At 60.6% G+C, this 21,463-nt stretch carries 17 protein-coding genes and 3 pseudogenes; 10 read left to right on the forward strand and 10 right to left on the reverse strand.

Going from position 1 to position 21,463, the window contains the following annotated elements:
* Positions 1-15: 15 nt before the first annotated feature.
* Positions 16-1,461 carry a SulP family inorganic anion transporter gene (locus BLP99_RS24800; RefSeq protein ID WP_072388675.1) on the reverse strand — a complete coding sequence of 482 codons (1,446 nt, stop codon included), beginning with the start codon at positions 1,459-1,461 and terminating at the stop codon, positions 16-18.
* Between the two features lie 370 nt (positions 1,462-1,831).
* Between BLP99_RS24800 and BLP99_RS24805 the strand changes: the two genes are divergently transcribed.
* The 5 genes and pseudogenes from BLP99_RS24805 to BLP99_RS24825 all read left to right on the forward strand — a co-directional run bounded on the left by BLP99_RS24805 (position 1,832) and on the right by BLP99_RS24825 (position 6,407).
* Complete coding sequence (locus BLP99_RS24805; protein ID WP_072459569.1) at positions 1,832-3,181, forward strand: GntT/GntP/DsdX family permease; 1,350 nt, start codon at positions 1,832-1,834, stop codon at positions 3,179-3,181.
* 82 nt (positions 3,182-3,263) lie between these two features.
* Positions 3,264-4,124: a MurR/RpiR family transcriptional regulator gene (locus BLP99_RS24810; RefSeq protein ID WP_072388671.1), complete on the forward strand. Its 861-nt coding sequence runs from the start codon at positions 3,264-3,266 to the stop codon at positions 4,122-4,124.
* A gap of 1 nt (position 4,125) precedes the next feature.
* Positions 4,126-5,598, forward strand: coding sequence for an N-acyl-D-amino-acid deacylase family protein (locus tag BLP99_RS24815; protein WP_092182033.1), 1,473 nt, complete (start codon positions 4,126-4,128; stop codon positions 5,596-5,598).
* Between the two features lie 123 nt (positions 5,599-5,721).
* Entirely contained in the window at positions 5,722-6,090 is a 369-nt protein-coding gene (locus BLP99_RS24820) for a glyoxalase superfamily protein (RefSeq protein WP_072388667.1), read from the forward strand.
* A gap of 68 nt (positions 6,091-6,158) precedes the next feature.
* Positions 6,159-6,407 (forward strand): annotated as a pseudogene (locus BLP99_RS24825) (FitA-like ribbon-helix-helix domain-containing protein).
* Positions 6,408-6,486: 79 nt separating this feature from the next.
* Here the strand turns inward: BLP99_RS24825 and BLP99_RS26995 are convergent.
* Together BLP99_RS26995 and BLP99_RS27000 are read right to left on the reverse strand one after the other, a co-directional pair.
* On the reverse strand, positions 6,487-7,350 hold the full coding sequence (locus BLP99_RS26995; protein WP_440776639.1) for a methyl-accepting chemotaxis protein: 864 nt from the start codon (positions 7,348-7,350) through the stop codon (positions 6,487-6,489).
* A gap of 42 nt (positions 7,351-7,392) precedes the next feature.
* Positions 7,393-8,751: pseudogene (locus tag BLP99_RS27000) on the reverse strand (methyl-accepting chemotaxis protein); the annotation flags it as partial.
* A 345-nt stretch (positions 8,752-9,096) separates the two neighbouring features.
* On the opposite strand from BLP99_RS27000, the pseudogene BLP99_RS24835 reads away from it, so the two are divergent.
* Positions 9,097-9,437: pseudogene (locus BLP99_RS24835) on the forward strand (DUF6124 family protein).
* A 67-nt stretch (positions 9,438-9,504) separates the two neighbouring features.
* Positions 9,505-11,013 carry a leucine-rich repeat domain-containing protein gene (locus BLP99_RS24840; protein ID WP_256327896.1) on the forward strand — a complete coding sequence of 503 codons (1,509 nt, stop codon included), beginning with the start codon at positions 9,505-9,507 and terminating at the stop codon, positions 11,011-11,013.
* A gap of 111 nt (positions 11,014-11,124) precedes the next feature.
* Here BLP99_RS24840 and BLP99_RS24845 read toward each other — a convergent pair whose 3' ends face one another.
* The 6 genes from BLP99_RS24845 to BLP99_RS26480 all read right to left on the reverse strand — a co-directional run bounded on the left by BLP99_RS24845 (position 11,125) and on the right by BLP99_RS26480 (position 17,635).
* Entirely contained in the window at positions 11,125-11,721 is a 597-nt protein-coding gene (locus BLP99_RS24845) for a DUF4276 family protein (RefSeq protein WP_176776527.1), read from the reverse strand.
* Positions 11,718-12,872, reverse strand: coding sequence for an AAA family ATPase (locus tag BLP99_RS24850; RefSeq protein WP_092182039.1), 1,155 nt, complete (start codon positions 12,870-12,872; stop codon positions 11,718-11,720). Before BLP99_RS24850 ends, BLP99_RS24845 begins: the two co-directional genes overlap by 4 nt.
* Positions 12,873-13,442: 570 nt before the next feature.
* Entirely contained in the window at positions 13,443-15,815 is a 2,373-nt protein-coding gene (locus BLP99_RS24855) for a TonB-dependent siderophore receptor (RefSeq protein WP_092182041.1), read from the reverse strand.
* A gap of 139 nt (positions 15,816-15,954) precedes the next feature.
* Positions 15,955-16,938 carry a DUF4880 domain-containing protein gene (locus tag BLP99_RS24860; protein ID WP_092182044.1) on the reverse strand — a complete coding sequence of 328 codons (984 nt, stop codon included), beginning with the start codon at positions 16,936-16,938 and terminating at the stop codon, positions 15,955-15,957.
* Entirely contained in the window at positions 16,925-17,440 is a 516-nt protein-coding gene (locus tag BLP99_RS24865; protein ID WP_072388761.1) for a sigma-70 family RNA polymerase sigma factor, read from the reverse strand. The genes BLP99_RS24860 and BLP99_RS24865 overlap by 14 nt, the downstream gene beginning before the upstream one ends.
* 54 nt (positions 17,441-17,494) lie before the next feature.
* Positions 17,495-17,635 (reverse strand): hypothetical protein, encoded by a 141-nt coding sequence (locus BLP99_RS26480; protein ID WP_156682187.1) that lies wholly within the window; start codon positions 17,633-17,635, stop codon positions 17,495-17,497.
* 31 nt (positions 17,636-17,666) lie between these two features.
* Here BLP99_RS26480 and BLP99_RS24870 point away from each other — a divergent pair, with 31 nt between their 5' ends.
* Positions 17,667-18,500 (forward strand): oxidoreductase, encoded by an 834-nt coding sequence (locus BLP99_RS24870; protein ID WP_092182047.1) that lies wholly within the window; start codon positions 17,667-17,669, stop codon positions 18,498-18,500.
* A 21-nt stretch (positions 18,501-18,521) separates the two neighbouring features.
* Positions 18,522-19,460, forward strand: a complete 939-nt coding sequence (locus BLP99_RS24875; protein WP_072388655.1) for an AraC family transcriptional regulator — start codon at positions 18,522-18,524, stop codon at positions 19,458-19,460.
* 168 nt (positions 19,461-19,628) lie between these two features.
* Here the strand turns inward: BLP99_RS24875 and BLP99_RS24880 are convergent, their stop codons facing one another.
* Positions 19,629-20,138: an Lrp/AsnC family transcriptional regulator gene (locus BLP99_RS24880; protein ID WP_072388653.1), complete on the reverse strand. Its 510-nt coding sequence runs from the start codon at positions 20,136-20,138 to the stop codon at positions 19,629-19,631.
* 199 nt (positions 20,139-20,337) lie between these two features.
* On the opposite strand from BLP99_RS24880, the gene BLP99_RS24885 reads away from it, so the two are divergent.
* On the forward strand, positions 20,338-21,354 hold the full coding sequence (locus tag BLP99_RS24885; RefSeq protein ID WP_076405610.1) for a 1-aminocyclopropane-1-carboxylate deaminase: 1,017 nt from the start codon (positions 20,338-20,340) through the stop codon (positions 21,352-21,354).
* Positions 21,355-21,463: the final 109 nt, after the last annotated feature.

Here is a 21,463-nt window from a genome sequence, read left to right on the forward strand (position 1 = left end):
GGGTTTGCCAGCGCCTCAGTCGTGGTGCACGCCCGCGCGCTTGAGCATCTGTTTGCAACGCTCGGACAAATGGAACACCCGCAAATGCTTGCCGGCCTTGGCGTAGCGCTCGCGCAGGGTTTTCAGCGCGGCGATGGCCGAGTAGTCGACGAAGCTCAAGTGGCGGCAGTCCAGCGTCACCTGGGCCGGATCGTTGGCCGGGTCGAACTGATTGAGGAACGGTGTCGTCGAAGCGAAGAACAACGTGCCATGCAGGCGATAGAGCTTGCTGCCGTCCGCCTCCAGATACGTGTCGGCGTACAGCTCGCGGGCCTGTTGCCAGGCGAAATTGAGCGCCGCGATGATGATGCCGCACAACACCGCGACGGCCAGGTCGGTGAAGACCGTAATGACCGTCACCGCGACGATCACCAGCACATCGTTCTTCGGCACCTTGTTGATCACCCGCAGCGAGGCCCAGGCGAAGGTCTGTTGCGCCACCACGAACATCACCCCCACCAGTGCGGCCAGGGGAATGCGCTCGATCAACGGCGACAGGAACAACACGAACAGCAGCACCATCACCCCGGCCACCACCCCGGACAAGCGGCCGCGACCGCCAGAGCTGAGGTTGATCACCGTCTGGCCGATCATGGCGCAACCGCCCATGCCGCCAAACAGGCCGGACGCGATATTCGCCGCGCCCAGCGCCACGCATTCGCGGTCCGGATAGCCGCGGCTTTCGGTGATTTCATCGGTCAGGTTCAGGGTCAGCAGGGTTTCCAGCAGGCCGACCATCGCCATGATCACCGCATAGGGCAGCACGATCTGCAGGGTTTCCAGGTTCCAGGCAATGTCCGGCCACGCAAGGACCGGCAGCCCGCCGGCGATGTGCGCCATGTCACCCAGCGTCCGGGTGGGCAGGCCCAGCAGGTAGACCGCCAGCCCCACACCCAGGATCGCCACCAGGGCCGGCGGCACGCTGCGGGTCAGGCGTGGCAGCAGGTAGACGATCGCCATGGTCAGCGTCACCAGGCCGATCATCCAGTACAGCGGGGCGCCGCTGAGCCAGGTTTCGCCGCGCTTGAAATGCTCCAACTGGGCCAGGGCGATGACGATTGCCAGGCCGTTGACGAAACCGAGCATCACCGGATGAGGCACCATGCGCACCAGCTTGCCCAGCCGCAACAGCCCGAACGCCATCATGATCAAGCCGCCCAGCAGCACCGTGGCCAGCAGGTACTGAACGCCGTGCTGGACCACCAGTGCGACGATCACCACCGCCATCGACCCCGCCGCCCCCGACACCATGCCCGGCCGCCCCCCGAACAGCGCGGTCAGCGTGCAGAGAATGAACGCGCCATACAGCCCCATCAGCGGGTTGAGATGAGCCACCAGGGCGAAGGCGATGCATTCGGGAAGCAGAGCGAAAGAAGTGGTGAGGCCGGCGAGGATGTCGGCGCGAAGACGTGCTGGTTTCATGGATTACCTGAGTGGGCGCCGGTGGAGCGTCGGCTACCGGGCATGATGCAAAACAGTAGAAGCGGAACGCGCAGCGTCCCTGGCGGCATCCCACGCGCGAGCGTGGGAGCGATCGACCGATGCGGATGGTACGGAATTGAGTGCGGGGCGGCCAGCCGTGTGTGGCGAGGGGATGAATCACCTCGCCACACACGAATGGTTCTGCATGAAAGTCCGGCGCGGGATTTTCATGAGGACTGCGTTGCGATGTCCATCAGCGACGTTTCTTGTCTGTGCACGAAAATTACTTTCAGTGAGTTTGAAAACTCCTCGTTGAAATGATTTATGAGTTTCACAACACATCGACGTGACCCCATTCGAGGAGTAGCGCATGGCACCTGCTTTCGGTTATTGGCTGTTGGTCTACGCCGCCATCGCCATCATTGCATTGATCGTTCTGATCGCCCGTTATCGTCTGAACCCGTTCATCGTGATTACCCTGGTGTCCATCGGCTTGGCGCTATTGGCCGGCATGCCCCCGACAGCGGTAGTGGGGGCCTACGAGGCGGGTGTCGGCAAGACACTGGGACATATCGCGCTGGTGGTGGCCCTGGGCACCATGCTCGGCAAGATGATGGCCGAGTCCGGTGGCGCTGAGCGTATGGCGCAGACGCTGATCGAGCGGTTCGGAGAGCGCAACGCCCACTGGGCGATGGTCTGCATCGCCTTCCTGGTGGGATTGCCGCTGTTTTTCGAAGTGGGGTTCGTGTTGCTGGTGCCCATTGCCTTCACCGTGGCCCGTCGTGCCGGCGTGTCGATCCTGATGGTGGGCCTGCCGATGGTGGCCGGGCTCTCGGTGGTGCATGCCCTGGTCCCGCCCCATCCGGCGGCGATGCTGGCGGTGCAGGCGTTCCAGGCTTCGGTAGGGCAGACGTTGCTGTATGCGATCCTGATCGGCATTCCCACGGCCATCATCGCCGGGCCGGTCTATGCCCGCTTTATCGTGCCACGCATTTCGTTGCCCGCCGACAACCCGCTGCAACGGCAGTTTCTCGAACGTGAGCCGCGCGCCAACCTGCCGGGGTTCGGCATCACCCTGGGGACCATCCTGCTGCCGGTCATCCTGATGCTGATCGGTGGTTGGGCCAACCTGATCTCCACCCCTGGCAGTGGCTTCAACCAGTTCCTGCAGTTCATCGGCAACTCGGTGATCGCCCTGTTGCTGGCCACGGTACTGAGTTTCTGGACACTCGGCCTGGCCCAGGGCTTCAACCGTGAGTCGATCCTGAAGTTCACCAATGAGTGCCTGGCACCGACCGCCAGCATCACCTTGCTGGTGGGCGCCGGTGGCGGTTTGAACCGGATCCTGGTGGATGCCGGGGTCACTCAACAGATTGTCGGGCTGGCCCAGGCGTTCCAGTTGTCGCCGCTGGTGATGGGCTGGCTGTTCGCCGCGTTGATGCGCGTCGCCACCGGTTCGGCCACGGTGGCGATGACCACCGCCTCGGGCATCGTCGCACCCGTGGCGATCGGGCTGGGTTATCCCCATCCCGAGCTGCTGGTGCTGGCCACCGGGGCCGGGTCGGTGATCTTTTCCCACGTCAACGACGGTGGCTTCTGGCTGATCAAGGAATACTTCAATATGACCGTCACCCAGACCTTCAAGACCTGGACGGTGCTCGAAACGCTCATCTCCCTGGTCGCGTTCGTCCTGACACTGGGTCTTGCGCGCCTGCTCTGATCGCCGCGCATTGCGAGGCCGTTTTCAACGCAGCATGAACGAGTATCAGGGCTTTTCGTACAGAGCCTACACAGGAGTCGTCATGGACATCCTCTACCAGATCCGCTCCCGGCAGGATTTCTTCAGCGCCGGCGAAGGAAGAATCGCCCGTCTGATGCTCGATGACGTAGGCTTCGCCGCGTCCGCCAGCCTGGAAGAACTGGCCCAGCGCGCCGAGGTCAGCAGCGCCACGCTGTCGCGCTTCGCCCGCACTGTCGGTTGCCGCGACCTGCGGGACCTGCGCCTGCAGCTGGCCCAGGCCAGCGGGGTCGGCAGCCGGTTTCTCGACCCGGCCGGCGCCCCCGAACAGTCGGCATTCTATGGGCAGATCGTCGGCGACATCGAGTCGACCCTGCGTCGGCACCTGTCGGCCTTCGAAGAGTCGCGCTTTGCCGATGCCGTGCGATTGCTGGGCAAGGCGCGGATGGTCCATGCGTTCGGGCTCGGTGGCTGGTCGGCACTGTGCAGCGAAGAACTGCAGGTGCGGCTGGTGCGGTTCGGCTACCCGATTGCCGCGTGTCGCGACCCGGTGATGATGCGCATCACGGCCACCTCGCTTGGGGACGAACACCTGGTCATCGCCTGTTCGCTCACCGGCATCACCCCGGAATTGCTGGCGGCCGTCGAGCTGGCGCGCAGCTACGGTGCCGCGATCCTGGCCATCACTCGCGCCGACTCGCCCCTGGCGCAACTGGCAGACGTGGTGCTGCCCCTGCAAAGCGCCGAGACCTCGTTCATCTACAAACCCACGGCCGCACGCTACGGCATGCTGCTGGCCATCGACGTGCTTGCCACCGAGTTGGCCCTGGCTCATCCCGAAGACAATCAAGAGCGTTTGCGGCGGGTCAAGCTCGCCCTCGACGATTACCGTGGCGGCGACGACGATCTGCCCCTGGGAGACTGACATGCTGTACGACACACTCATCCGCGATGCGCTGGTCATCGACGGCAGCGACACCCCCGGCTACCACGCCGATGTGGCGATTCGCGCCGGTCGCATCGAACGCATCGGTGCGTTGTCCGACGCACAGGCCATCGAGGAGCTGGACGCCGCCGGCCGCGTGCTGGCGCCGGGGTTCATCGATGTCCACACCCACGACGACACCGTGGTCATCCGCCAGCCGCACATGCTGCCCAAGCTCAGCCAGGGCGTGACCACGGTCATCGTCGGCAATTGCGGCATCAGCGCCGCGCCGGTCAGCTTGCGCGGCGATCCGCCGGACCCGATGAACCTGCTGGGCACCGCCGCGGCGTTTTGCTATCCGAGCTTCGGTGATTACCGCGCAGCGGTGGAATCGGCCATGCCAGCGGTCAACGTGGCGGCACTGGTGGGGCACACGGCACTGCGCAGCAACCATCTGGACGACCTGTTGCGCACCGCCAGCGCGCAAGAGATCACCGCCATGCGCCAGCAATTGCGCGAAAGCCTGCAGGGCGGCGCGCTTGGCTTGTCCACCGGCCTGGCCTACGCCAACGCGTTCGCCGCCTCCACCGATGAAGTCATGCAACTGGCCGAAGAGCTGAACGCGTTCGGTGCGGTCTACACCACGCACTTGCGCAGCGAATTCGAGCCGGTGCTCCAAGCCATGGACGAAGCTTTCCGGATCGGCCGGCATGCGAAGAGTCCGGTGATCATTTCCCATCTCAAATGTGCCGGCGCCGGTAACTGGGGGCGTAGTGCGCAGGTGCTCACCGCGCTGGAAAACGCCGCCGCTGCCCATCCGGTCGGGTGTGACTGTTATCCCTACGCCGCCAGCTCCTCGACCCTGGACCTCAAGCAAGTGACCGATGCCCACCCCATCACCATCACCTGGTCGACGCCCCATCCGCACATGGGCGGGCGCGACCTGGCGGGCATCGCCGCCGAGTGGAGCGTTTCGCTGCTGGAGGCGGCCCGTCGCCTGCAACCGGCCGGCGCGGTGTACTACGGCATGGATGAAGACGATGTGCGCCGCATCCTTGCCCATCCGCTGTCCATGATCGGCTCCGACGGGCTACCCGAGGACCCGTTTCCTCATCCGCGCCTGTGGGGCGCTTTCCCACGGGTATTGGGGCATTTCAGCCGCGACGTCGGGCTGTTTCCCCTGCACACCGCCGTGCACAAGATGACCGGCCTTTCAGCGGCGCGCTTCGGCCTGAAGGAGCGTGGCGTCGTTGGCGAGGGATATTGGGCGGACCTGGTGTTGTTCGATCCAAGAACCGTTCGTGACGTCGCCGATTTCAACGAACCGCAACGGGCCGCGCAAGGAATCGATGGCGTGTGGGTCAACGGTGTCCTGAGTTATCGCCAAGGGCAGGCAAACGGGCGTCGCCAGGGGCGCTTCCTGGCGCGCGAGGGCGATCTGCGCCAGGGTTTCGGCCCATGGAATGGCGTGTAGACGGCCGATAATGTTTGATTGGCGTCACAATAATGGCACTACGACACTAAAGAAGCCGGGGCCGAGGCCGAAGCACTAGGGTCAACCCATCTACACTGGGTCTTTTCAGCCAGGGAGCGCCCCATGAGCTTTGGTAAAACCACCCCGATCCTGCGGATCTTCGATGAAACCAAGGCGTTGGCATTCTATGTCGACTTCCTGGGCTTTACCGTCGACTGGCAGCACCGCTTCGGGGATGACTTCCCGCTGTACCTGCAAGTGTCGCGCGGCGAATGCGTGCTGCATCTGTCCGAACACCACGGCGATTGCACGCCGGGCTCGGCGCTGCGCATCGAGACCGACGAACTGGAAGCCTTCCAGGCACAACTGCTGGCCAAGCAATACCCTTTCGCCCGTCCACACATCCAGGCCATGCCGTGGGGCACCCAGGACATGGCGGTGGTCGATCCGTTCGGCAACCGGCTGGTCTTCACCAACGGGATCAGTGTGTAGAGGTCTGGACTAGCCGGCTGGCGATAGCCTGGCCCGCAATCAATGATTTCATTGATTGCCGAGGCGAAATGGCCAGCATCACGATTCGTAACCTCGATGACAAGGTCAAGGAACAGTTGCGCCTGGCTGCGGCCCACAACGGCCGCTCCATGGAGCAAGAGGCCGGTTTGATCCTGGGGCGCACTGGCGCCGGTGAGCGCTGCGGGTGGGCTGGGCAGCCGTATCCGTAGTGGATTCGGTGCGCTGAGGGCGTTGAGTTGCCGTTGCCTGCGCGCAGCCACTCGTCATACCAGGAACTTCAACTTCCCAGGTCTTGAGGTCATCGATCCCTGGAACGCCTGAACCACTCCTTCAGAGAAGCGCCCGTTCCCTTGGGTAAACGGGCGCTTGCCGGGATCAGACCCGGAAGTGGCTCACCATCATCTGCAACTGATTACCCAACCGCGCCAGCTCGACACTGGAAGCGGCGGTTTCCTCGCTGGCGGCGGCGGTCTGTTCGGACACGTCGCGCACGTTGATGATGCTGCGGCTGATTTCCTCGGCCACGGCACTTTGCTGTTCGGCCGCCGCGGCAATCTGCTGGTTCATGGACTGGATGTTCGACACCGTGCGGGTGATGTTTTCCAGGGACGCGCCCGCCTTGCGGGTCAGGGCCACGCTGCTGTCGGTGAGGCTGCGGCTGTTGTTCATCACGGCCGCCACTTGCTGGGTGCCGTTCTGCAGGCCGGCCACCAGGCCTTCGATTTCCTCGGTGGATTTCTGCGTGCGCTGGGCCAGGCCTCGCACTTCATCGGCCACCACCGCGAAGCCGCGACCGGCTTCACCGGCCCGTGCGGCTTCGATCGCGGCGTTGAGGGCCAGCAGGTTGGTCTGCTCGGCCACCGACTTGATCACGTCCATGACGCTGCCGATCTTGTCGCTTTCCTGTTGCAGCATGGTCATGGCGTCGGTGGAACGTACCACCTCGCTGGCCAGGCGCTCGATCTGGGCGATGGCTTCGTTGACCACCTGGTCGCCGGCACGGGCTTCGCCGTCGGCGGCAGCGGCGGCCTGGGAAGCTTCCTCGGCGTTGCGCGCCACTTCCTGGACCGTGGCGGTCATTTCGTGCATGGCGGTCGCCACCTGGTCGGTCTCCACCTTCTGGTTGTTGACCCCGGCGCTGGTCTGCTCGGTGACGGCGGACAACTGCTCGGCGGCGCTGGCGATCTGGGTCACGCCATCGCGGATGCCGCTGATCAGGTCGCGCAATGTCACGCCCATGCGAGCGATGCCTTGTTGCAGCACGCCCAGCTCATCGCGACGGGTGACGACGATGGTGTGGGACAGGTCGCCGTTGGCGATGCGCTCGACCACCGTCAGGGTTTCGCTCAGTGGGCGGGTGATCTGCCGGGTGATGACCACGGCGGCGATGATGCCCACCAGCAAGGCCAGCAGGGTGCTGACCAGTTGCAGGGTGCGGGCCTGGGCGCTTTCGGCGTCGCGGCGGTCGAGCTGGATCTGGTACAGCTGCTCGCTCAGGCTGACGATGGTGGCGCCTTGCTCGGTCATTTCCTTGCGCGCCTGCACCACATCGGCGTTGGCCAGTTTGAAGGCCTGTACCGCGCCGCGGTATTGGGCCAGGGCGCTTTCCAGCTGGCGCAGCTCATCTTGGCGGGTGCTGGCGAAATGCAGGTTCAGCGGCTTGAGGGCGGCAATGGCCGTGTCCAGTTGGTTGAGGGCTTTTTGCTCGGTGTCGGCGTTGCTGTTGGCGGTATAGCCGCGCACTTCGTAGCGGGCCAGCATGAATGCCTGCTTGGCCTGGGTGATGGCCTGGAACTGCTCGAAGCGCTCGTCGCTCAGGGCCATGTGCTGGACGTCGGTGTTGATCGCCTCGATCAGTTTGTAGGCGGTCTCGGCGTTGGCCGACATGACTTCACGGGCCGTGTTACCGGTGCGGTAGGCACTGCGCATCTTGTTCAGGGAGCCTTGATAGGCGTTGATGGTTGCGTTCTGCTCCTTGAGCAGCCTGACGTTCTCGGGGCTCTTGAAGCTGGCGAGCAGGGCGTTCTGCTGCGCCAGGAACCCATCGAGGGCAGTCTGTACGCTCTGGGCGGCGGTCTCGTCGCCGTTGGTCAGCATGTACTGCAGGCGTGTGACGCGAAGCTTGGTCAGCCCGGCATTGAGCTGGGTGATGTCGCTCATCCAGTTGCTGCGCTGGATGAGCCCGCCCAGGCTGGTCCAGCTGGTCAAGGCCAGGATACCGGTCAGGACCAATACCAGGCCGAACCCCAGGCCCAGTTTCATGTTGACGCTAATGTTGCCAAACCAGCTATTCATCAAATTCCTCCAGGAACGTTGTGCTGCTTGATCGTCGGTTGGCTGGAAGATTGTTGTTGTTAAGCCAGCAAAAAAAGTGAACAGGGCTGTATCGGCGGCAGCGTCGAGATCTGAAAACTTTTTTTGGCGTCGGCATTTCGCCGCTCGTCCCGGCGCGGCGACAGAGGCGGTCGAGGAATGGAATTTCAGGCAAAAAAAAGCCCGCGGGGAGCGGGCTAAAACCTTAGTTTCTTGAATGAGCGAAGGGACTTTACCTCGTAAACCTGGGGGCTGGGGTGAAGAATAGTTTATGTGGTGCCGGCGTCGCGTCAGGTGGTTTCGTCTGCCTCGATACACCGCGCACATGGTTGAAGCACACAGGACGAAACACTTTGTACCGGTACCTTTCCCATTGACTTGCAGGACATTTCCTAGAAAATCCCAACCTCTTGCGCCTGCTGATTTCGGTGTCTAGCCTGTGTTTGCCGCTGTCCATTCAGCGGTCGGGTTTAGCAGCTCGGAAGTCACGTTAGGCGCATGGCAATCCCATGAGTGCAGGCATCGTTATTGCCTGAATGCTTATGGCGGCTGTGCGCAGGGCATCCTCGGGTGCGCCGGTTTCCTAACGTACCGGTCTGCTAACCTGCGCGCGGCTGCCACCCCCTCGTTTAGCAGCGAACGTGGCGGCTCCCACCTACGTTAGGAGTACCCATGGACAAACTCATCCCAGACCCACCCGTCCCACCGCTGCACCTGGACATCGCCGCCGATGCCAACGCCGAACGCGTTATCGATTCCTACCTGAACCCCAAACCCAATCCGCCCGACAAGCAACCTGCCCCAGGCCAACTGTTCACTATTGTCCAAGGCGTGGATGCAGAGAGCCTGTTGGCCAACCTCAGCGAAACCCTGGCCTGCGCCAATGTCATGGCCGGTGACCTGCGTTCGAGCTGGACGGTTCCCGGCGGCATTTTGCGTTGGGCCTGCAACAATTGATTGAACTGGGCCAGCTCCTGGCGAACCGGGCGCTGGACGTGGTCGATCCCAGGTAAAACGAAGGTGTTCGGGTTTGATCGACGGGTGTCGATCAAACCCCTTTTTTGCGGCAGCATACGCCGCATGTTCCCTTCGGATTCCTGGACCGTGCCGACTTCCAACCGCAACGCCCTGATGGCCCGACTCGCTGGCGCACCGGATGACATCGCCACGCGGGTTTCGCTTTACCGCGACCTGCTCGACACCGGCGAGGCTTCGCTGGACGGTGTGCGCGTCGCCGCTGGCCTGTACGATCCGGCCGCCATGGCCGTGGTAGCCGAGTTGGACGTCAAGGTACACAGGAATCGGTCGGCACCGTTGTTGCCGCAGCTTCGCGGGTTGCCGGTCGATCATCTGGCGCTGGAAAACGCCGAGCCGCAGTGGCTCGACGCCTTGGCCGGGTTGCCGCTGCGTTCGTTGGTGCTTGGCAGCCCGAGGTTCAGCTGCGATCAGGCACTTTGGCGACGTCTGCCGGATGTCGCCCTCGAGGCTTTGGAGATCAGCGGTTTTTCCCGCGACGATGACCTCACCAGTCTCCCTTCCCTTGAGCGCTTGCGCCGACTGGAACTGGAAACTTACGGCGAAGATTTCGACGACCGTTTCCTCAGGCAACTGGGCAGCAAAAGCAGGCTGCAAGCGTTGTCGTTGAACCGTTGTGATGAATTGACCGACGACGGTCTGCTGGGGCTTTCGCCACTCCAGTTGCGCTCGCTTTCGTTGGAGCGTGTCGGGCAACTGACCGCCCGTGGGGCGGCGTATCTGTGCAGCCATCCCCTCGAACAGCTGTCGCTGGGCTGGAACAGCAAGATCCTGGAGGATCCTGCCTGGCTCTCGGGTTTAACCGCGTTGCGTTCTCTGAGTCTCGATGATTGTCATGCATCCGATGCCACGCTCAACGCCATTCGGGATCTTCCGATCGAGCGGCTATCGCTGCAGTCTTCGTATCTGTGCGAGGACGACCTTGAGCTACTAGAAGGCATGCCCTTGGCGGACCTGGACCTCAAGGCCTCTCGACAAATCATTGAGCGGCTCGACGTGCTGCACGCGTTCCCCTTGAAGCGGTTGGGGCTCAGCGACGTGCAAGGTATCGACAAGCAGACGTTGCGGGACCTGGAGGGGCTGGAACTGGAAGCGCTGGACCTCTCGTTGAACGATGTTTCCTGGAAGGAACTGAAACAACTGGCGGGTCTGCCGCTGAAGCGGCTGGATCTCAGTTTCTGCCAAGGGGTTGATGGCAAGACGTTGCGCAAGCTGTGCGAAATGGGCCTGCCGTTGGAGCAACTGGAAATCAGCGGCCTGGACCTGCGCGATGGCGATCTGGCGTGTCTGCGTGATTTGCCACTGCAACGCCTGGGCTTGTATGAAAGCCCCTGGCTGACCGATGCCGGCGTCGCCCACCTTGCCGGGCTGCCATTGCGGGACCTGACGCTCGAAGCGGGTCCGGGGGAATCGCGGCTCACGTCAGCCATGGTGCCGGTGCTGGAGCGCTTGCCACTGGAGAGATTGTCGTTGCGCAATGGCTCGCAGATCTGCGCGGGTGGATGGGACCGTTTGGCGAGATTGTCTGCTTACGTGACTGGGCCTGGGGTCTAGCATCTACATGGAAGTTGTAATTATGTTCTCAACTGGTTGCGGTTTATTTTTTAAAATTTAAAGTTATAACGCTTGCCTTGGGTGGCGTTTTGGTTGATTTGAGTAAATAATTTATTTCCTTAGCCTCTCTGAAAGCTCACGTAGGCGAATTCGGGTTCGATATAAACTTGGGGAGTGCTCTGCGGCCCTTTCAGGTTGCCATGTTTCAGTTACCCAGTTTCCTAAAAGTGCGTTGTAGCCGACTCCCTGACTTGCTACAGCTCCTCTCTGAGCTACGAGTTCTTCCCGGACTTTTTTTGGGGCGTTTTTGGCTAGCGAAAGAAGTGTTCTTTTTGGATCAAAAAGCTCGTCAGGGCGACTGGTGATAGAATTTTTGAGTCCAAACAGTTTCTGAATTGCTATCTGGTCTGCCAGTAACCAAGATTCTACTTCCCGGACTGCCACTCTGAACAAGAAGTTGTCATGAGGTGGGGAGTTTCCAAGCCATTCACTGATCAAGTCGGTCGGGCATTTCTTTTTATCCAAATCAGTAATCAACAAAACAGGTGCTTGTTTTGCCATTCGGCAGAAGTTTTCCACTCTGCTTTTCAGATATCCAAATCCATTTCGACGTAAACATTGCCCAACCTCTAGGCCAGCTTCGGCGGCTAAACGAATGCCAACTTTTTCGCTTAGTTCATCCTCGGTTGCGAGGAATATCCAGTTCATTTCCATAGGCTCATTTGCTCGCCTAGGGTAGGGTGCGTTTTGGGCAATACAACCTCGGCAACAGATAGTCCATTTTCCAATGCAAAAGCTTCTTTATCATCAATTCCTCGAACCCTCGTACCTTCTAACTCTGGTTCTAGCAAAAGCACGCCTCTGCCATCAATGCCGGGATTGCTAAGAAGCGCTTCGCTATGGGTGCTTATAAGAACTTGACGTTGTTTCTTGCCCCGTAGTGCACGCTGCAATAGTCTCGGTATTTCTCTTACTATCGAATCGTTCAGTGAAAGCTCAGGCTCCTCGAGAAGCAATAGTGAATCTCCTTCAAGTAAAACCCAAAGAAGGCCAAGTAGCCGCAAGGTTCCATCGGAAAATTGCTCTTCCCGCTGCCAGCCAGCATTAGGACGATAGTGGCTATAACGAGCTTCTAAATGTGGATGTCCTTTGATCTTGTCGGGTGCAAATCGTAGCTCTTTGAATTGGGGGACTGCTAGGGTTAAAGCCGACTCGATTTTTTTAAGCCTAGCATCTCTTGTTTTGGCTGGAGTTAGTGCTATGCGTTCAAGAAATCCTTGCCCGAATGGATCATCTTCCAATCGCTGACCTCCAAGCTGCTCCGCATATTTCAATAGCTGTGGAACTAGGTGAAGGTAGGTCGTCTCGCCAAAAAAAGTCGCCAGGTCGCGAAAGCTCGCATTGGCTTGAATTTGCTCTAAGGCAGTTTGAGTTAATCGCATAGTATCTTTGTTGTCGTCTTTGCTCGGTCGATCTAAGACTAGTTTTTCCTTCTGCCATACTTGCTCTATAGAAATAAGTGTGCGCTGTGCCCCCTTGCCCTCAGGTTTGAACCCCAAAATGTATCGCCAGAGTGGTTCGGTATCGTCGGCACTGTCAGATAAATGGATCTCGATTCGAACTTCAGGATCACGTCGAGCATGTAAGCATCTTAGTTTTTGTACTCCGCCTCTATCGTGGATAGCCTTTTGCAATCCCCCGCCCTGAGGTTTGCAAATATCCCTCAAAAATCTAAATACATCGAGGAGGTTTGATTTGCCAGCAGCATTTGCACCTAACAGATAGGTGCGCTCACGCAGGGGGATGTCCACACTTCTAAAGTTACGCCAATTTTTCAAGATAAGATGAGTAACAATCATCGAGTCAGTCTCAGGTTGAACAGCGCGGCTACGGCGTTAAGTTGATGGCTTTAAGTAGTTGGTGAGGCGCATTCGACGCTCCTTGAGACTGAATTCCAGTGCCGAGGAGCTGTGACGAATGGATCTTAAGGGGAAAAGCATGAAAAACTCAAAGGGTATACACGGATTTAGAGTGTGTAATTTCAGCTCAATAGCGCAATGAGCATAGCTGGTACGCCCCAATTTTTGATGGGTTCCTTGCAGAAATAACGATTTACTTTTCTCAGTAACCCGGCTCGTATCGTGCGGCTGCACTGTGGGATCCGACCTTTGAAGCGGGTCCGGGGGAATCGCGGCTCACGTCAGCCATGGTGCCGGTGCTGGAGCGCTTGCCACTGGAGAGGTTGTCGTTGCGCAATGGCTCGCAGATCTGCGCGGGTGGATGGGACCGCCTGGCCAGGCTGCCGGCTCATGTCATCGGCCCGGGCATTTGATGCTCGCCGCGCTAGTTTCGTCCTGATGGAAATCGCCCCCGGGCTGTGGAGCAGGCTTGCTTGCACAGCCCGGGGCGCTCATGAACGGCCAGTTTTTTTACCAGTTGTAGCTCAGCTTTGCGGTGATTTCGCGGCCCGGGTTGTAGTAGTTCGCGGTACCTGAGCCAACCACATGTTGCTCATCCAGCAGGTTGCTGACGTTGATCGCCAGGTCTGTGCCTTTGAAGAGGTTGTAGTTGAAGGCCGCATCGAAGAGCGTCGTGCCATCGCTGGTTCCGGTGTTGGCCGCATCGAAGTAGTAGGAACCGACATACCGTGCACCCAGGCCGACGCTGACATCGGTGTTGGGTACGTTGTAGTAGGTCCACAGCGAGGCGGAGTGTTTCGGCGCCGTGGCGAACTCATTCCCTTTGAGCGAACTTCCGTCGTACAAGGTCCCGCGAATGACTTCGGACTCCATGTAGGAATAGCCACCCACCAGGCTCAGGTTGGAGGTCAACTCGGCCTTGGCTTCCAGGTCCAGGCCGCGCACGCGCGATTCGCCGACGGTCTGTTGTTCGATCACACCGCTGGGCAGTACGACGGCGATGCTGACGTTTTCCTGGGTCAGGTCGTAGACGGCCGCCGAGAACAGCGCGTCCATGCCCATGGGCGCATATTTCACACCCACTTCATATTGCCTGCCCGTCTTCGGAACGACGCCAACGGTGGGCGGCGAGACCGATTCCACCATGCTGATGTAGGTGGACACTTCGTCGTTGACGATATAGGTCAGTGCGCCGCGATAGGACGTTTCCGAGAAGTTATCCGACTCTTTTACGTTGTTGATGTCGGTATTGGAGAGATCCAGCGAGTCGTTGCGCACACCGGCAGTGACGATAAAGCGCTCATAGAAGGACAGGTTCTGCTGCAGGAACACGGCCTTGGTTTCAGTATCGAGCTTGTTATTGCTGTAGGGCGCCACACCGCCTGGCACGCCGGTGAATACCGGGTTGGCCAGGTCGATGGATCCTGTCGGGGCATACACCGAGCGTTCCTCGGTCGAGGAGTCGCCATACTCCACACCCACCAGCGTGCTGCTGTCGATATTCTCGAAGCGGGCATCGTATTGCAGCATCAGGTTGCCGTTCAGTTGCTCGGCATCGCTGTCGGTGCCGAAGATATAGCGCGGGACGGTGGTGCCGGTGCGGGTAGGGGAGTCGCTGAGGAACACATAGCCGAAATCATCGGTCAGTTCGCTGTAGCGCAGGTTGCTGCGCAGCACGAACCCATTGTCGAAATCATGGCTGAACGTGCCGCTGATATTGGTGCGTTCCACATCGTGGAAGTTGTAGCTGGGCTCGCCGTAGAACTTGTCGCGATCGTATTCCTTGTCCAGCGGATAACCGCCGCTGTTGGGCGAGCTTTGAGTCTTGAGGTAGTCCACGATCACGGACGCCGAGGTGAACTCCGTGGGGGCCCAGGTCAGGCCGCCCATCAGGAACTTGTTGTCGTCCTGCGAATGGTCGTACTCGCGGTCACTGTCTTGCATCTTTGCCGTGAAGCGACCGGCCAGGGTTTGCTCTTCGTTCAGCGAGTCCCCGACATCGATGCCGGATTCGAGATGGTCGAAAGAACCGTAGGTGACGTAGCCCTGGCCGAACTTGTCGAAGCGGGGCTTCTTGCTCACAAAGTTCACCGAGCCGCCCGGGTCGGCCGGGCCGAACAGTGTGGAGTTGGCCCCGCGTATCACCTCGACGCGCTCATAGGCGAATGGCTCCTCGCGCACACCGCGCATCGAACCCAGGGTCAGGCCGTCCCGATAGGTCGTGGCTTGAAAGCCGCGGATCTGGAAGTAATCGTTGCGGTCGTCGGTGCCGTAATAGTCGGTAATGACCCCCGGCGTGTATTGCAGGAGTTCTTCCGTGGTGCTGACGCTGCGTTGCTTCATTTCCTTGTCGGTCACCACGGACACCGAGGCGGGCGTGTTGAGGATGCTGGTGGCCACCTTGCCGCCAACCCAGAGTTCCTGGGCGACCACGGAATTGGCGTCTTCGGTGCCATCGACCCTGGCCTTGGCGTTGACGAGGATGGGCGCCAGGCGGAAGGCCTCGAGGTCGCCGTCCGCCTTGGCTTGTGGCGTCAGCAAGTAGGCGTTCGGACCTTGCTGCTGTATCTCGATGTCGCTCCCCTGCAACAACGACGATAGGGCCGTGGATGTATCGAGCGTGCCGCTCACGCCTTGGGTATTGCGGTTCGCCACGCTTGACGCATCGAAGGAAAGGCTGATGCCAGCCTCGCGCGCGAAGCGGTCGAGCGCCGGTGCCAACGGGCCGGCCGGGATGTTCCACTGATGAACCTGTTGGGCCTGGTCGACGGCCGAAGTCTGCGCCATGGACGGTAGCGCGTAGCTGCTCACGATGACGCCGAGGACCGCACCCTGTAAGGCACGATTCAGTAGATGACGCTGTGGAACCGGGGACGAACTCATTTACTCGCTCCGTTAAAGGGAATCGGCAGATAGGCCTGTATTTCGGCCTTTCTTACATGCCGAACGAGAATGAGAAATCACCTCATTTTTATTTGATATTTTTGTGCGACAAAAAACACTCAGGCTTTTCAGACAGGGCCTAGCTGGCGGCGCTCAACGTCACCCAGTATTGGGTTCGATATTCGATTTGTAAGTGCAGTGACTGCGCCACCAATGCCAGTACCTGATCGGTGTCGGCAAGCTGAAAGGTCCCGGAAACGCGCAAGCCCGAAACCTCTTCGGCGCAGCGCAACAGGCCGGGGCGATAGCGCGACAGGGCCCCGATGAAATCACCGAGGCGCATATTGCGTGCGCTGATCACCCCGTCGCTCCAGCTCCATAGATCCAGGCCGTTATCCTTGAACTCACGAACGCCATCCGAGGTGAACAGCCGCTGGCTTCCGGCCTGGACGGTGTCGTTGACCGCAACGGGTTGGCTGGCCCCGGGAAACACGGTGACTGTGCCGCTCTGCACCGCGATGAGCGTCCCGTCGTCACGCTCGTACGTCAGGAACCGGGCATTCAGGGTGCGTATCATCCCGTCCCGTGTCTGCACCCAGAACGGACGCGGTGAATCCGCGCCTGAGTCCGCGCCAGTGTTCACGATGATTTCGCCGCGCCGCAGCACGAGCAGGCGCCGCTGTGGGTTGAAATAGCTGTCGACCGCGCTGTCGCTGTTGAGCTGGACAAGGCTGCCATCATCGAGCTGGAAGCGCTTGCGCTCCCCGGTCTTGCTGTGTTGCTGGGCAAGCATGGCCGGCAGCGGCGTGTAGTCGCGGCCCAGCCAGGCCGCGCCACCCACGGTGGCCAAGGTACCCAGCAGCTTCAGGGCCTTGCGCCGATGCATGCCCGAGCGGCTGCCCTTGAGGGTATGCCGGGCCAGGTCGGAGGGAATGCCCGCGAAATCGTCGCCCAGGACTTGCACACGCTGCCACGCGAGCAAATGCTCCGGACACCGTTGCAACCAGTGCTCGAAAGTGCGCTGGGTCTGCTCATCGGCGGGATTGAAGCGCAGGCGCACCAGCCAGTGGATCGCCTGGTCGACCACGGCCGGATCCGGCACTCGGGCTTCACTGTTCGGCATAGCGCAAGCGATAGCAGTGTTGCAGGGCCTTGGCCAGGTCGCGTTCGACTGTAGAGCGGGAAACGCACAACTTGTCAGCTATTTGCTGGCAGGTCAGGCCGTCGAGCTGGGCCAGCAGGAATGCCTCGCGGACCCTCGGCTTGAGCAGGTCGAGCAGGCGGTCTATCCGTTCCAGGCTGTCGAGAATCAGCAACCGTTCTTCTTCAGACGGGATTTGCTGGGAAGGGAGCAGCGCAAGGCTTTCGAGGTAGGCCCGTTCGAGTTCGCGACGGCGATACCGATCGATCATCAGTCCACGTGCGATGCTGCTCAGATAAGCCCGGGGTTCGCGCAAAGGACTCAATTGACGCGATTTGAGCAGCCGTACGAAGGTGTCCTGCGCCAGGTCCGCAGCGCTTTCGCGGCAACCGATGCGCCGGCTCAGCCAGCTGTGCAACCAGGAGTGGTGGCTGCTATAGAGCAGCGCGAGATCGGCATTGCCCAGTGTGTCGTTGCTGCGCATCAGCATCCCGGAAACAGACATAATTGATAATGAATCGCATTATATTCAGACAGATCACGCCAGGGCAAATGTGCGCGAGCGGCCCAGGTCAACGGCCCGGGCATTGACGTCCGTCACGCCAGTCCGGCCCTGATAGGAATAGGCAAGGCTGCAAGGCAAACCGGCATAGGTGCCGCGGTTTCCCATCGATACCATGGCCTCGTCCCCACCTTATCGGAGGCTCGCCATGAGCAGCAGCAAAACCCTATTCATCACCGGCGTCAGCAGTGGCCTGGGCAATGCCCTGGCGCGGGAGGCACTTGCGGCGGGCCACCGGGTGATCGGCACCGTGCGCAGTGACGCGGCGTTGCAGGCCTTCGAGGCACTGGCGCCGGATCGTGCCCACGGGGTCATCCTGGATGTCACTGAGTTCGACCGGATCGACAGCGTGGTCGCCGCCACACAAGCCAGTCATGGCCCGGTGGACGTACTGGTGAACAATGCCGGTTATGGCCACGAGGGGATCTTCGAAGAGTCACCGTTGCAAGAGATGCGCCGCCAGTTCGACGTCAATGTGTTCGGCGCGGTGGCGGTGACCAAGGCGTTCGTGCCGTATTTTCGCGAGCGCCGCGCCGGTCATATCCTCAATATCACCTCCATGGGGGGCACCATCACCATGCCGGGCATTTCTTACTACTGCGCGAGCAAGTTTGCGCTGGAAGGGATCTCCGATACGCTGAGCAAGGAGTTGCTGCCGTTTGGGATCTTCGTCACGGCGGTGGCTCCCGGCTCGTTTCGCACCGACTGGGCGGGTCGCTCCATGCAACGTACCCCGCGCAGCATTGCCGACTACGACGCCAGTTTCGACCCGGTTCGTAAAGCGCGGGAAGAGAAAAGCGGCAAGCAGCTCGGCGACCCCCGCAAGGCCGCCCAGGCGATGCTGCAGGTGATCGCCAGCGCGACGCCACCGGCCCACCTGCTGCTGGGCAGTGACGCACTGAGCCTGGTACGCGAAAAACTGAGCCGCACCGCCCGCGAGATCGATCAATGGGAAACACTGAGCCGTTCCTCCGACGGTTGAGCGCCAAGCAAGAGGACACCCATGACTCAGGCCGACCCCCGCACCGCATGCATGGTGCAGTTGCTGGAACAACTTGCCCCGGTGGAGGGCTACAACCTCAGCGCGCTGGAGGACATCCGCTTCCTGCGTTCGAACCGCCCCCTGACCCGCACGCCGGTGCTGTACGACCCCGGCATCGTGATCCTGTGCCAGGGCCGCAAGCGCGGCTACCTGGGCGAAGACGTCTATGTCTACGATGCCCAGCATTATCTGGTGGTGTCCGTGCCGGTGCCTTTCACCATGGAGACCGACGCCAGCGAGACAGAGCCCATGCTGGCCATCTACATGCGCCTGGATTTTCAGGTGGCCAGCGAGTTGCTGCTGCAGGTGGACGAGGTCCTCGGCCCCAGCGATGCCCCGCCCAAAGGCATGTACGCCTCGCCCATGGACGACTCACTGCGCGCCTCGACCCTGCGCTTTCTCCAAGCCATGAGCGACCCCGGCGAAGCGCAGATACTCGGCCCTGCCCTGAGGCGCGAAATCTACTACCGCATCCTCACCGGCGAGCAGGGCGGCTCAATGCGCGCCGCCCTGCGCCGCCAGGGACATTTCGGCCAGATCACCCGTGCGATCCGCAAGATCCACAGCGGTTACCAAAAGCGACTGGACGTCGAATCCCTCGCCCAGGAAGCGGGCATGAGCATACCCAACTTCCACCTGCACTTTCGCAGCGTGACCGACACCTCGCCCATGCAATACGTGAAATCGACGCGCCTGCACCAGGCTCGCCTGCTGATGCTGCGCAACACCATGAACATCTCTGCCGCGGCATTCAGCGTCGGCTACGAAAGCGCCTCGCAGTTCAGCCGCGAGTTCAAACGCTTCTTCGGCCGCACCCCCCAGGCCGAGATCGAGTGGATGAAGGCGACTTATGCGTTACCCGCGCCTGCCACGCCGTCTGTCTATGTGTCATCGCATTAGCCACGTGATGACGTGGGGAAATCCTGCCCCTGTCATTGCATAAGGACGTTGCGCCACTTTTTGGGCGATAGTCCAGGCATGCCCTGAAAATGTGGAATGAAGCGAGGGCATGCGCGAAGCCACCCCCAAGGGAAATCTGGCCAATCTGGCGATCGGGGCCAACGAGCCTCAAAGGGGAATGTGAGTGGTCGACAAGACCTGGCGCAACCCCATGAACGAGCGAATCTGGCGAACTCCGGGCAGGTAGAGCAGTTGCTCCGCGTGGAGCCGGTTGAAGCTGTTGCTGTCCTTGGTTCGTATCAACATGAAGTAGTCGAACTCCCCCGTCACCACATGGCATTCCATGCAGCCGGACACTTTCTGCGCGGCCGCCTCGAATGCGGCGAAGGACTCCGGCGTGGAGCGATCCAGCACCACCCCGATCAAGACCACCATCCCCGCCTCCAGCGCTTCATTGTCCAGCAGTGCGACGATGTGCTTGATCAGGCCGGCCTGCTTGAGCCGTTCGACACGTCGCAGGCAGGCCGGCGCGCTCAGTTTGACCTTCTCGGCCAGCGCCACGTTGGAGATGGAGGCATCTCGCTGCAGGGCCTTGAGAATGGCGCGGTCGGTTCGATCCAGCGGCTGTGGCGTTGACGCTGTTTCGCTCGGCTTCTTGCGAGTATTTGTTGCGCTCATATGGGTTTATACGCAGTAAAAGTGTGTTTGATGGTTTTAGCTAAAAATTATGTTTCTTTAATTGCTAATAATTTGCAATACATATTTTTTGATTTCTTCTTAGTATTGAACTCATCGAAGCCCCCGTGAAAGAGCCTGGAATGCAGCCCTTTGCTTCTCGGCCTGGCGCTTGGATATTCAATCATCGAGGAGCAGAGTCATGAACCTGAATCGTTTTAAACGTTATCCGTTGACCTTCGGTCCATCTCCCATCACGCCCTTGAAGCGCCTGAGTGAACATCTGGGGGGCAAGGTCCAGCTGTATGCCAAGCGTGAAGATTGCAACAGTGGCCTTGCCTTCGGCGGGAACAAGACCCGCAAGCTCGAATACCTGATTCCCGAAGCGATCGAGCAAGGCTGCGATACCCTGGTCTCCATCGGTGGCATCCAGTCGAACCAGACCCGCCAGGTGGCGGCGGTGGCCGCGCACCTGGGCATGAAGTGCGTGCTGGTGCAGGAAAACTGGGTCAACTACTCCGATGCCGTGTATGACCGGGTGGGCAACATCGAGATGTCTCGCATCATGGGGGCGGAGGTACGACTGGACGCCGCGGGGTTCGACATCGGTATCCGGCCAAGCTGGGAGAAGGCCATGGACGACGTGGTGTCGCGCGGCGGCAAGCCGTTCCCGATCCCGGCGGGTTGTTCCGAGCATCCCTATGGCGGCCTCGGGTTCGTCGGCTTTGCCGAAGAAGTGCGAGAGCAGGAAAAACAGCTGGGCTTCACGTTCGACTACATCGTGGTCTGTTCCGTGACCGGCAGTACCCAGGCCGGCATGGTGGTCGGTTTCGCCGCGGACGGCCGTTCGAAGCAAGTGATCGGCATCGATGCCTCGGCCAAGCCAGAGAAAACCAAGGCACAGATCCTGCGTATCGCCCGGCATACCGCGGAACTGGTGGAGCTGGGCCGCGAAATCACCGAAGAGGACGTGGTGCTCGACACTCGGTTCGCCTATCCGGAATACGGCTTGCCCAACGACGGCACGCTGGAAGCCATTCGCCTGTGCGGCAGCCTGGAAGGTGTGCTGACCGATCCGGTGTACGAAGGTAAATCCATGCACGGGATGATTGAAATGGTCCGCCGTGGCGAGTTCCCCGAAGGCTCGAAAGTGCTCTACGCGCACCTGGGCGGAGCGCCTGCCCTGAACGCCTACAGCTTCCTGTTCCGCAACGGCTGATTCACACCAGACCTGTAGGCGAGCGCTTGCTCACGAGGCGGTGGGGCAGTCGGCATGCATGTTGAATGTCACGGCCTCATCGCCGGATCGCCGCTCGGAGCGAGCCGCT

Origin of the sequence: Pseudomonas sp. NFACC32-1 (assembly GCF_900101215.1) — a bacterium.
Lineage (GTDB): Bacteria > Pseudomonadota > Gammaproteobacteria > Pseudomonadales > Pseudomonadaceae > Aquipseudomonas.